Genomic DNA, 11,458 nt, shown 5'->3' on the forward strand with positions numbered 1-11,458 from the left:
CCAGCCGCCGCACGCGCTGCGGCTTCGAAATGGCAAGGCCCATGGCCACCAGGCCGCCCATGGAATGCCCCACCACATTGGCGGACGCGATGCCGAGATCGTCGAGCAGGCGGCGGGCCTGGTTGACGAAATCGTCGAGCACAGCACCCTCGGGCGGCGGATGGCTGCCGCCATGGCCCAGCATGTCGAGCGCGATGACGCGATGCGTGGCCGAAAATGCCTCGATCTGCGGCGCCCAGACTTCGGCATTGAGGCCCACGCCATGGATCAGCAGCAGGGCTTCGCCCTCGCCCTTCTCGATGAAGCTGGTTCCCCCGAGGGTCTTGCGCGGGTCTGCAGGTATGGATGCGGGCAGTGTCATGGTCGTCCTGAGGGGTTCTGGCGCCGGATGAGGATGCCGGCCTTCAACAGACCTCATGCAGGAGCCATGCCACCAGCGTCAAGCGCTCAAGCCTTGACCTTCGCCTCGGCGCGGGAGGCCAGCAAGTTGGTGAGCCAGTCGGGATCCATCTCGGGCACCGAGGAGAGCAGAAGTTCGGTGTATGCCGGATGCGGCGGGTTCAGCACCTGGCTCTTTGGCCCCTGCTGCACCACCTTGCCCTGGTGCATGACGACGATCTCATCCGAGATGGCGCGCACCGTGGCGATGTCGTGGGTGATGAAGAGATAGGAGACGTTGGTATCCTTCTGCAGCTTCATCAAAAGAGTAAGAATTTCTTCCTGCACGATCTGGTCGAGCGCGGAGGTCACCTCGTCGCAGATGATGATTTCCGGCTGGGCCGCCAGCGCGCGGGCAATCGAGATGCGCTGCTTCTGGCCGCCGGACAATTCCGTTGGCAGGCGGTCGATGTAGCTTTCGTTCAGCTCGATCGAGTCGAGCAGTTCGGCCACCTTGCGGTCACGCGCGGCGCCCTTGATGCCATGATAGAACTCGATCGGGCGGCCGATGAGGTCGCGGATCGTCTGGCGCGGATTGAGGGACGTGTCCGCCGACTGGTAGATCATCTGGATGCGGCGGAGCGTATCCTTGTCGCGGTCCTTCAGCGCCTTGGGCAGCGGCTTGCCATTGAAATAGATCTCGCCCTTGGACGGCGGCAGAAGCCCGGTGATGGCGCGGGCCAGCGTGGACTTGCCGGACCCCGATTCACCCACCACGGCGACGGTGCGGCCGCGCGGCAATTGCACCGTCACATTGTCGAGCACCTTGACGACGCCCGAATAGCTCGCATCGACGGCATGGATGCGGAGCGCGATGTCGTCGCTGATCGATTCTTCCTTGGCGAGGCTGCGGACGGCCCAGAGTGTCTTGGTATAGTCTTCCTTGGGCTCCTTGAGCATCTCGCGCGTTGGTGCCTGCTCGACCTCGAGACCGCGGCGCAGAACCGTGATACGGTCGGCCATCTGGGCGACAACGGCGAGGTCGTGGGTGATGTAGATCGCCGCCGTGTTGAACTGCTCCACGATGTCGCGCATCGCGGCCAGCACTTCCACCTGTGTCGTCACGTCGAGCGCCGTCGTCGGTTCGTCGAAGATGATGAGGTCGGGGCGGCATGACATGGCCATCGCCGTCATGGCGCGCTGCAACTGTCCGCCGGAAACCTGATGCGGATAGCGGTTGCCGATCGTCTCGGGGTTCGGCAGTTGAAGCCGCCGGTAAAGATCGACAGCGTCGGCTTCGGCCTTGGCGCGGTCCATGATGCCATGGCGCACCGCCGTCTCGACCGTTTGATCGATAAGCTTGTGGGCGGGATTGAAAGCCGCGGCCGCACTCTGCGCTACGTAGGCGATGCGCGAGCCCCAGAGCTCGCGGCGTTCCTCTTCGCTGGCTTTGCGGAGGTCGATGCCATCGAACATGATGGTGCCATCGGTGATGCGGCAGCCGGGCCTCGCGAAGCCCATGGCGGCGAGGCCGATCGTCGATTTGCCTGCACCCGATTCACCGATCAACCCCAGCACTTCGCCACGCTTCAGGCTGACGTCCACACCCTTGACGATCGGGAGCCATACGCCGTCGCTGTTGCCCTCGATCTTGAGGCCGCTGATTTCGAGAAGGGACTCGCCCTTGACGCGCTTTTTCTCAGAGCTCATCGCGAAGTCCACTCGTCTTGTGAAGGAACCAGTCGACCACGAAATTGATCGCGACGGTGAGGAGCGCGATGGCAATTGCGGGATAGAAGGGCGCCGGTATGTAGGGGAAGGTGCGAACCGGGAAGGTGATCAGGGTCTTGCTCTCAGCCACCATGGAGCCCCAGTCGGCGGTTGGCGGCTGGATGCCGACGCCAAGGAACGAAAGCGCCGAGATCGTCAGGAAGACGAAGCAGAAGCGCAGGCCGAACTCGGTGATCATGGGGGGAAGGATATTGGGCAGCACTTCCTTGAAGATGATCCATCCCATGCCTTCGCCCCGAAGCTTTGCGGCTTCGACATAATCCATCACCACGACGTTCAACGCGGTGGCGCGCGCCAGGCGGAACACACGCGTCGAGTCGAGAAGGGCCAGGATGAGGATGAGCATCCAGATGCTCTTGCCGAACACGGCGAGCAGCATCAGCGCGAAGATGAGGACGGGAATGGCAAGGAAGGCATCGACGATGCGCGAGATTCCCTGGTCGAGCCAGCCGCGCTTCAGCGCCGTCAGCACGCCCAGCGTTCCGCCGATCATGAAGGACAGCATGGTGGTGATGAAGGCGATGCCCACGGTGTTGCGCGCGCCGTAGATGAGGCGCGAGAACAGGTCGCGGCCGATCTGGTCGGTGCCAAGCCAGAACTCCGGCCCCGACGGCTGATAGGCCTTGCCGACGACTTCCGCCTCGCCATAGGGCGCGATCAGCGGCGCGAAGACAGCCGCGATCACATAGATCACGATGACGGTCATGCCGAACCAGGCACTGATGGGTGCGGAGGCGAGCGTGCGCTTTACATTCTGGAGAAAGCTGCGCCGGGCACGGACCGAGCGGATATCTGGAGCTTGTGCGGTCATTTGGGATGCAGCAGCCTGGGGTTGGTGACGATCGAGACGATGTCGGCCGAGAGATTGAGCAGGATATAGGTTGCGGCGAAGATCAGCGCGCAGGCCTGCACCACCGGCATGTCGCGGCTGGAGACGGCATCGACCATCAACTGCCCGATGCCCGGATAGACAAACACCACTTCGACAACCACGACGCCGACCACGAGATAGGCAAGGTTGAAGGCGATGACGGTCGCAATCGGCGCCCAGGCGTTGGGCAGCGCATGCTTCACAATCGCCTCGCGGCGCGGAACACCCTTGAGCTGTGCCATTTCCATGTAGGGGCTGGCGAGAAGATTGATGAGAGCCGCCCGCGTCATGCGCATCATGTGCGCGACGATGACGAGGGTGAGCGTGATGGCGGGAAGTGCCGCGCGGTACATGTGCTCCCAGAGATCGGTCGAGCCGCTCACGGTGGAGAGCGTGTAGAACCACTTGTTCTTGATGGCGAAGAAGAACATCAGGAGATAGGCGATGAAGAACTCGGGCGTGGCGATCGTCGTCAGCGTCACCGAGTTGACGATCCGGTCGTACCAGCTGTTGCGGTAGAGCGCCGCCAGCACGCCGAGCATCAGCGACAGGGGCACCGCCACGATGGCAGTCATCAGTGCAAGGAAGAATGTGTTGTAGAGGCGGGGCGCGATGATATCCGTCACGCTGCGCTTGATCGAGCCGCCGAGGCCCGCATAGGAATAGCCGAAGTCGCCCGTGAGCACCCCGCCGATCCATTCGACGTAGCGAACGGTTGCCGGACGATCCATGCCGATTTCGCGATTGAACGCGGCAACGGTTTCGGGCGTTGCGCCCTGGCCGAGAATGGCCTCTGCGAAGCCACCGGGCAGCAGTTCAAGGGATGCGAAGATCACGATCGACACCACGAAGAGCGTCAGCAATCCCAGTCCCAAGCGCTGCAGGACGGTTTTAAGAACCGGATGCATGCTTCTCCCCATCGGCCTCTTGCTGGGCCTGTCGTTTCATTGACAGTAGCAGATCGATCTCATCGCGCTACACATAAAATAATAGGGACCGGATTACGCACGCGGCAACCCGGTCCCCGACCTATTGTCAGCCTTTCGCGTCAGCAATCATGCCGTGTACCACCAGCGCTCGGCAATCTTCATGCCGTCGAGCTGCCAGTTGGCCGCCACCTTGCCGTGGCCCAGATTGTTGGCGTGGGCCTCGATATAGGTGTTGAACACCAGGTTGATGAGGCCACCGTCGTCGTGCAGGATCTGCTGCATCTCGGCATACATCGCCGCACGCTTGGCTTCGTCGGTTTCCGAACGGGCTGCGATGAGCAGTTCGTTGAACTTCGGGTGATTCCAGAACGTGTCGTTCCAGGCGGCGTCCGCTGCATAGGCCGTGGTCATCATCCAGTCGACTGTCGGGCGGCCGCTCCAGTACGATGCGACGAAGGGCTTCTTCAGCCAGACATTGTCCCAGTAGCCATCATCCGGCTCGCGGATGACGTTGATGTCGATGCCGCAGGCCTTGGCCTGTTCCTTCCACAGGATGGCCGAGTCGACGGCACCCGAGAAGGCGGCGTCAGCAACCGAGAGATCGAAGGACAGCGATTCGAGTCCGGCCTTCTTGAGGAAGGCCTTCGCCTTCTCCGGATCATAGGTGTGGCGCGGCTGCGGATCGACGGCGAACTTGACCGTCGGCGCGATCGGGTTGTCGTTGCCTGCCGTGCCGTGGCCGAGGAACACCTTGTCGATGATGTCCTGGCGATCCAGCGAATGCTTGATGGCGAGGCGCACGTTGACGTCATCGAAGGGCTTCGCGGTCACGTTCATCGCGTAGATCTGATGGCCATAGCCGGTGATCTCGGAGACGGTGTGGTCCGGGCTCTGCTTCAGCTGGTCGAGGGTCTTGAGGTCGCAGCGGTCCATGTACTGGATCTCGCCCGAGAGCAGCGCGTTGGTGCGGGCGGCCACGTCCTTGATAGAGAGGAATTCGACGCGGTCGAACCAGCCCTTGTCGGCCTTGAAGTAGTTCGGGTTCTTGTTGAAGGTGGCCGTTACACCGGGCGTGAACTTGTCCAGCATGTAGGCGCCGGTGCGGATGCCCGACTGCCAGTCGACCGAGCCGTCAGCGTTCTTCGGCATGATCGGCATATGATAATCGGAGACAGTGTAGGGGAAGTCTGCGTTGCCGCCATCAAGTTCGAAGACGACGGTTTCAGCACCATCGGCCTTGACGCTGACGACCGACTTCAGCAGCGACTTCGCGGCTGACTTCGAGTCGTCGCCACGGTGATGCATGATCGAGGCGACGACATCCTCTGCCGTAACTGCCTTGCCATTGTGGAAGGTGATGCCCTTCCGCACCTTGAAGACCCACTTCTTGGCGCCGTCCGACGCCTCGAAGCTCTCGGCAACGTCACCCGTCACATTGCCGTCGGCATCAATCTCGGTCAGGCTGTTGGCCAGAGTGCCCCAAAGTGCCGTTCCGGTGAACTGATCGGGGTAGAGGCCCGGGTCCATCGAGTCCGTGGTGGCGCCGTGGCCCACGCCGATCTTGAAGGTGCCGCCCTTCTTGGGCTCGGCCTTCGCTGCCGAGGCAAACATGGTGTTGGCGGCGGCGAGCGTTACGCCAGAGGCCAGCGCCAGTTGGGTGAATTCGCGCCGTGTGATACGGCCCCGTACGGCCTGCGCCAGCGCGGCGTTCAGCTTGTTCTTCATCTCGTTCATCTGTTTTCTCCCTGTGCCGGCATTCCGGCTTTTCTTTCCCGTCGGTCAGCGTACGGACAAGTACCGCGATCCATTTTTGCGAACACCATGAGTTTTCCTCGTGGTGCGGGGTGGACTTGACGTTGACACTGCCAAGACGTTCTCACGACAAAAAGACCCCGTCAATCGCTTGACGGGGTCCGGTTCTACAAAATTTGGTAATGCAACAGCGTGCCCTTACGCCATCCACCAGCGCTCATACATGAAGCCGCCGTCGTGATCGAAGTCCGAGTTGAACTCGGCATGGCCGATCTTGGTCGACAGTGCGCCCACGTAGTTGTTGAACATCAGCACAACCTGGCCGCCGTCGTCGTGGACGAGTTGCTGGCACTCGGCATACATCGCCTGGCGCTTGGCTTCGTCGGTCTCGGCGCGGGCCGCCACAAGCAGCTCATTGAAGCGCGGGTGCTTCCAGCGTGTATCGTTCCAGGCCGCATCGGCTGCGAGCGAGATCGACATGAAGGCGTCGGCGGTCGGACGGCCGCCCCAGTAGCAGAGACACCAGGGCTTCTTGAGCCAGACGTTGTCCCAGTAGCTGTCATTCGGTTCGCGGACCACGTTGATCTCGATGCCGGCCGCTCGGGCGTGTTCGGCCATCAGGAGGGCGGCATCGACACCGCCGGGGAAGGCTGCATCGGACGCCGAGAAATCGACCTTCAGGTTCTCGAGGCCAGCCTTCTTCAGCAGCGACTTGGCCTTTTCCGGATCATAGCTGTAGACCGGTTCGGCGTTGATTGCATACTTCATCGAGGGCGAGAGCGGGTTGTCGTTGCCGGCCGAGCCATAGCCGTAAAGGATCTTGTCGACGAGATCCTGGCGGTTGATGGCCCACTTGATGGCCTGGCGCACGTTGACGTCATTGAAGGGCGCCGCGTCGCAATGCATCGGCGCCGTGTAATGCGCGAAGCCCGAAACATTGTAGAGTTCGGTTTCAGGCGCTGCCTTCACCATGTCGATGGTCTTCACGTCGGCGCGGTCGATGAAGTGCACTTCGCCCGACAGGTAGGCGTTGGTGCGGGCCGCGACGTCGATGATCGAGAGGACCTCGATGCCGTCGAAATAGGTGGTGCCGAAGTAGTTCGGGTTGCGCTCGCCGACGAGCTTGACGCCCGGCTCAAACGACTTCAGCACGTAAGGACCGGCACCGATGCCCTTCTCCCACATGATCTTGCCGCCTTCCGACGGGTAGATCGAGAGATGGTAGTCGGTGAGCAGGAAGGGGAAGTCGGCGTTGCCGCCGTTCAGTTCGAAGATCACCGTGTCAGGGCCATCGGCCTTGACCGCGACGAGGTTCGAGAGAACCCCCTTGGCGGGAGACTTGGAGTCCGGTCCGATGTGATAGTTGATGGTGGCGACGACATCGTCAGCCGTCAGGGTCTTGCCATCATGGAAGGTAATGCCCTTGCGGATCTTGAATATCCACTTCTTGGCGCCATCAGCCGGCTCGAAGCTTTCGGCGACGTGCGGAACCGCTTCGTTCTTCTGGTTGACCTGCACCAGGGGCGCGCCCATGACCGACTTGCCCCACGAGAAGGTGAAGCCGTTGGACCAGGTTGCAGGATCGAGCGAGTCCGTCGTCTGGCCATGGCCGATGCCGGCCTTGAACACGCCGCCCTGCTTGGGCTGGGCACGGGCGGCGGAGGCGAACAGAGTGCTGGCGGCAGAAATCGTCATGCCGGAGGCAATGGCGAAGGACATGAAGTCGCGTCGCGACAGCTTGCCGAGGCCGACGGCCCGCTTTGCTGCGCTCATTTTCATTTCGAACTCGGTCATACGTTTCTCTCCTTGAGTGACCTTGAAAACCGGTGCGGATCGCGGGGTTGGTGGATGTGAGTGCGGGACGCATGACCTCGGGGCCCTTGCGTCCATTCCTCCCACGTTCCCTGTTCCGTTCTTTTTGTATTCAAGCCTTTGCGGCCTTGCCGGGGCAAAAACTGTCACGGAGACTTGCCTCCGTCAATGACACTGTAGTGACATTGGGGTGAATAGAACTAACGCTTCGGACGAGTCATGTTAAAAATGCGACACGTCGGGACGGAAATCAGCCCGCCGGGAGCGAGTCCGGCGAGACGCGGTAGGTTGTGGAGCAGAATTCGCAAGTAACGGCAATCTCGCCGTTTTCCACCATGTCGGCCTGGTCCTCGGCCGGAAACCGCGCCAGCATGCGGGTGATGCTCTCCTCGGAGCAGCTGCAGTAGCGCTCAAGCGGGGTCGCCGGATAGGCTGTCACCCCGTCCTCATGATAGAGGCGGTAGAGCAATTCCTCGGGCGTCAGCAGGGGGTCGAGAAGCTCATGGGCCTCGACCGTATCGAGCAGCAGCCGCGCCTTCACCCAATCGTCGTTTTCCGGCAACACCTCCTCGGCGCCCTCCGGGGCATCGCCGGATTGCGAGGGAAGCGGGCTTGCTCCGCCCTCGCGCGGCAGGTGCTGCACCATCACGGCACCCGCCCGCCAGCTCTCGGCTGCGGCGCCGCGCTGAAGCAAGGGGCCAGCCGCCATGCGGATGCGGGTGGGGATCTGCTCGGATTTCTCGAAATAGCCATGGGCCGCGGCGGTCAGGTCTTCGCCGTGGAGCGGAACGATGCCTTGATAGCGTTCCATGTCGGGTCCTTGGTCGACCGTCATCGCAAGATACCCGTTGCCGAGCAGGCCGGCCTGCGTGGGATTTGCCAGGGCAGCTACCCGGGCGGCATCGAAGCGGGCATAACCTCTCACCTTGCCGGGCGAGACATAGTCGGCCACCAGCAAGTCCACCGGACCATCGGTCTTGGTCTGCAGGATGAACTTGCCGTCGAACTTGAGCGAGGTTCCCAGCATGGCGGTGAGGGCAACGGCCTCGGCCAGAAGTGCTGAAACCGGCGGCGGATAGTCGTGACGGTGCAGGATATCGTCGACGGCGGCGCCCAGCCGCACGAGCTTGCCGCGCACGCCAAGCGGCTTGATCTCGAAGGGCAGGACGAGATCGTCACCGGAATGGGAAGTTGCTCCGGCCATCAGGCGCCCAGACAGTGGAGCAGGATGCTCTTCTGGATATGGAGCCGGTTCTCTGCCTCATCGAAGATCAGCGAGTTGGGGCTGTCCATCACTTCATCGGTCACCTCTTCGCCGCGATGGGCGGGAAGGCAGTGCATGAACTTGGCGTTTGGGCCTGCGGCGTCCATCAGCCGGCGGTTCACCTGATAGGGCTGCAGAAGATTATGCCGGCTGGCGGCATCGGTGTCGTGCATCGAGACCCAGGCATCGGTGATGACGCAATGGGCTCCGGCAACTGCCTCCTCGGGCGACTGCATGACCTGCACATCGGCACCTTCCGCGCGGGCCCAGGCCATGATCTCCGGCGACGGCTCAAGTTCCTTCGGCGTGCCGATCCTGAGCTTGCCTCCCATGCGGCCCACGGCATGAATCCACGAGGCGGCAACATTGTTGCCGTCTCCGACCCAGCTGACCGTCAGATCCTTCACGGGCGCCACATGCTCTTCCAATGTCATCACATCCGCCATCACCTGGCAGGGATGCGTGAGGTTGGTGAGGCCGTTGATGACGGGAACGGTTGCGGCCTCCGCCAGTTCCGTGAGGCTGGAATGGCACGCGGCCCGGATCATGATGGCATCGACATAGCGCGACAGCACGCGCGCGGTATCGGCGATGGTCTCGCCGCGGCCGAGTTGCATGTCGTTCGACGACAGCACCAGCGTCTCGCCGCCCATCTGCCGCATGCCGACCTCAAAAGAAACCCGCGTGCGGGTCGAGGGGCGCTCGAAGATCAGCGCCAGCATGCGGCCCTTGAGCGGTTCATCGGCTTCACGCAGTCCTTTCGGAAGGCCCTTGCGGGCATCCTTCATGGCGCGCGCCTTGGCGATGATGCCGTTGAGGGTTGCCGCATCGAAATCGGAAATGTCGAGGAAATGCCGGGGCGACGTCATCATCAGACCCTCACGCCGCCGCCTTGGCTTCGAGCGCGCGGCAGGCGCGGTCAAGCTTGTCGACGGCCTCCGTGATGTCGGCATCGGTGACGACAAGCGGCGGCAGCAGCCGTACCACGTTGTCGCCAGCGCCGATGGTCATTAGATGCTGGTCGAAGGCAGCCGCCTGGAATGCCGTGTTGGGCACCTTGCACTTGATGCCCATCATCAGGCCGAAGCCGCGAATGTCATCGATGATCGTGGGGTGCGTATCCTTGAGGCCAGCAAGCTTCTGCTTCAGGGTGAGCGCCCGTTGCTGGACGCTCTCAAGGAACCCCGGCTCCAGCACCACATCAAGCACGGCATTGCCCACGGCGGTCGCCAGCGGATTGCCGCCGAAGGTCGAACCGTGGGTGCCTGCCGTCATGCCGACGGCGGCCTTCTCGGTGGCAAGGCAGGCGCCGAGGGGGAAGCCGCCGCCGATGCCCTTGGCAATTGCCATGATGTCCGGCGCGATGCCGGCCCATTCATGCGCGAACAGCTTGCCGGTCCGGCCGATGCCGCACTGAACCTCGTCGAACACCAGCAGGATGCCGTGTGCATCGCAAAGCTCGCGCAAGCCCTTCAGGCACTGGGGCGGAACCGGGCGGATGCCGCCCTCGCCCTGCACCGGCTCGATGAGGATGCCAGCCGTTTCGGGGCCGATGGCCATCTTCAACGCCTCATGGTCGCCGAAGGGCACCTGGTCGAAGCCTTCCACCTTGGGGCCGAAGCCTTCAAGATACTTCGCCTGCCCGCCCGCCGCGATGGTGGCGAGTGTCCGGCCATGAAAGGCGCCCTCGAAAGTGATGAGGCGGTATTTCTCCGGATGGCCTTGGGCGGCATGATATTTCCGCGCCATCTTGATCGAGCATTCCAGCGCCTCCGCACCCGAATTGGTGAAGAACACCGTCTCGGCGAAGCTGGCATCGATCAGGCGCTGCGCCAGCCTTTCCTGGCCCGGCATCTGGTAGAGGTTCGACGTGTGCCAGATCTTGCTGGCCTGCTCTGTGAGCGCCGCCACCAGATGGGGATGGCAATGACCGCAGCTCGTGACTGCAACGCCGGCGCCGAAATCGAGGTAGGATTCCCCTTCCGGCGTGAAAACGCGCACCCCTTCGCCCCGCTCGAAGGAGACTTTCGCTCTGGCATAGGTCGGCAGGACGGGTGCGATCATGGCTGTGCTCTGTTCATGAAATCAAAAGGCGCCCGCCTGTGAAACGGAGGGCGCCCACTGTCCGTTTCCATATAAGTCCATGATTGCGAAGGGTCAATCGCGGCATTCCCTGGACAGTGATTCACGGTTTTCCACACTGAGTCAAAACAGCGCATGGACCCCCGATTCGGCATGCTGATAAGGTTTCATTAACCATAGGGCTCAGCGGGAAACTGGGGAAAACACCGCCGAATTCGAACCCGAAGGTTGCGGGTGCATTTCCGCGTATAGTAGGGTCCGCGTCAATTGCTACGAGATGTAGCGTTTTAAAGTCAGTTTTGCAGTGAAAGCGCCGGTTGCGGTTTGGGCCCGGCGAAGTGTGAGGGATTCCGTTGGGTGAAGAGCTGGAAATCAATCTTGGAGGGGCGAAATTGTCCTGGACTGATGAACGGGTGGAGCTTCTCAAGAAGCTTTGGACGGAAGGGCTGAGCGCCAGCCAGATCGCGGGGCGGCTGGGATCGGGCGTCACGCGCAATGCGGTGATCGGCAAGGTGCACCGGCTCAACCTGTCGGGCCGGGTGCAGCAGCAGCGCACGGCGCAGCCGCGTGCACCCCGCA

At 62.3% G+C, this 11,458-nt stretch carries 10 protein-coding genes; 1 reads left to right on the plus strand and 9 read right to left on the minus strand.

Annotated features, from left to right (window positions below; all coding sequences use genetic code 11):
• The 9 genes from ACEW8Q_RS04065 to ACEW8Q_RS04105 form a co-directional block, all read right to left on the minus strand.
• Positions 1–361, minus strand: a 361-nt coding sequence (locus ACEW8Q_RS04065) for an alpha/beta fold hydrolase (RefSeq protein WP_373502774.1), incomplete at its 3' end; no start/stop codon positions are given.
• An 86-nt stretch (positions 362–447) separates the two neighbouring features.
• Positions 448–2,088, minus strand: a complete 1,641-nt coding sequence (locus ACEW8Q_RS04070; protein WP_373502775.1) for an ABC transporter ATP-binding protein — start codon at positions 2,086–2,088, stop codon at positions 448–450.
• A complete protein-coding gene (locus ACEW8Q_RS04075) occupies positions 2,078–2,980 on the minus strand; it encodes an ABC transporter permease (RefSeq protein WP_373502776.1) in 903 nt (300 codons plus the stop codon). The genes ACEW8Q_RS04070 and ACEW8Q_RS04075 overlap by 11 nt, the downstream gene beginning before the upstream one ends.
• Positions 2,977–3,948, minus strand: a complete 972-nt coding sequence (locus ACEW8Q_RS04080; RefSeq protein ID WP_373502777.1) for an ABC transporter permease — start codon at positions 3,946–3,948, stop codon at positions 2,977–2,979. Before ACEW8Q_RS04080 ends, ACEW8Q_RS04075 begins: the two co-directional genes overlap by 4 nt.
• 147 nt (positions 3,949–4,095) lie before the next feature.
• Positions 4,096–5,703: an ABC transporter substrate-binding protein gene (locus ACEW8Q_RS04085; protein ID WP_373502778.1), complete on the minus strand. Its 1,608-nt coding sequence runs from the start codon at positions 5,701–5,703 to the stop codon at positions 4,096–4,098.
• Positions 5,704–5,919: 216 nt separating this feature from the next.
• Positions 5,920–7,515 carry an ABC transporter substrate-binding protein gene (locus ACEW8Q_RS04090; protein ID WP_373502779.1) on the minus strand — a complete coding sequence of 532 codons (1,596 nt, stop codon included), beginning with the start codon at positions 7,513–7,515 and terminating at the stop codon, positions 5,920–5,922.
• A gap of 268 nt (positions 7,516–7,783) precedes the next feature.
• Complete coding sequence (locus tag ACEW8Q_RS04095; protein WP_373502780.1) at positions 7,784–8,737, minus strand: Hsp33 family molecular chaperone; 954 nt, start codon at positions 8,735–8,737, stop codon at positions 7,784–7,786.
• A complete protein-coding gene (argF, locus tag ACEW8Q_RS04100; protein ID WP_373502781.1) occupies positions 8,737–9,669 on the minus strand; it encodes an ornithine carbamoyltransferase in 933 nt (310 codons plus the stop codon). Before argF ends, ACEW8Q_RS04095 begins: the two co-directional genes overlap by 1 nt.
• A 7-nt stretch (positions 9,670–9,676) precedes the next feature.
• Positions 9,677–10,861, minus strand: a complete 1,185-nt coding sequence (locus tag ACEW8Q_RS04105; protein ID WP_373502782.1) for an aspartate aminotransferase family protein — start codon at positions 10,859–10,861, stop codon at positions 9,677–9,679.
• A 410-nt stretch (positions 10,862–11,271) separates the two neighbouring features.
• Here ACEW8Q_RS04105 and ACEW8Q_RS04110 point away from each other — a divergent pair.
• Positions 11,272–11,458, plus strand: a 187-nt coding sequence (locus ACEW8Q_RS04110; protein WP_373502783.1) for a GcrA family cell cycle regulator, incomplete at its 3' end; no start/stop codon positions are given.

The organism is Aestuariivirga sp. (assembly GCF_041738905.1).
Classification (GTDB): Bacteria; Pseudomonadota; Alphaproteobacteria; order Rhizobiales; family Aestuariivirgaceae; genus Aestuariivirga.

Excerpts from the sequence above, each read along its gene's own strand:
- ACEW8Q_RS04080 (WP_373502777.1), bottom strand. The coding sequence starts at position 3,948 with ATGCATCCGGTTCTTAAAACCGTCCTGCAGCGCTTGGGACTGGGATTG.
- ACEW8Q_RS04090 (WP_373502779.1), bottom strand. The coding sequence starts at position 7,515 with ATGACCGAGTTCGAAATGAAAATGAGCGCAGCAAAGCGGGCCGTCGGC.
- ACEW8Q_RS04085 (WP_373502778.1), bottom strand. The coding sequence starts at position 5,703 with ATGAACGAGATGAAGAACAAGCTGAACGCCGCGCTGGCGCAGGCCGTA.
- ACEW8Q_RS04095 (WP_373502780.1), bottom strand. The coding sequence starts at position 8,737 with ATGGCCGGAGCAACTTCCCATTCCGGTGACGATCTCGTCCTGCCCTTC.
- ACEW8Q_RS04105 (WP_373502782.1), bottom strand. The coding sequence starts at position 10,861 with ATGATCGCACCCGTCCTGCCGACCTATGCCAGAGCGAAAGTCTCCTTC.
- ACEW8Q_RS04075 (WP_373502776.1), bottom strand. The coding sequence starts at position 2,980 with ATGACCGCACAAGCTCCAGATATCCGCTCGGTCCGTGCCCGGCGCAGC.
- ACEW8Q_RS04070 (WP_373502775.1), bottom strand. The coding sequence starts at position 2,088 with ATGAGCTCTGAGAAAAAGCGCGTCAAGGGCGAGTCCCTTCTCGAAATC.
- argF (WP_373502781.1), bottom strand. The coding sequence starts at position 9,669 with ATGATGACGTCGCCCCGGCATTTCCTCGACATTTCCGATTTCGATGCG.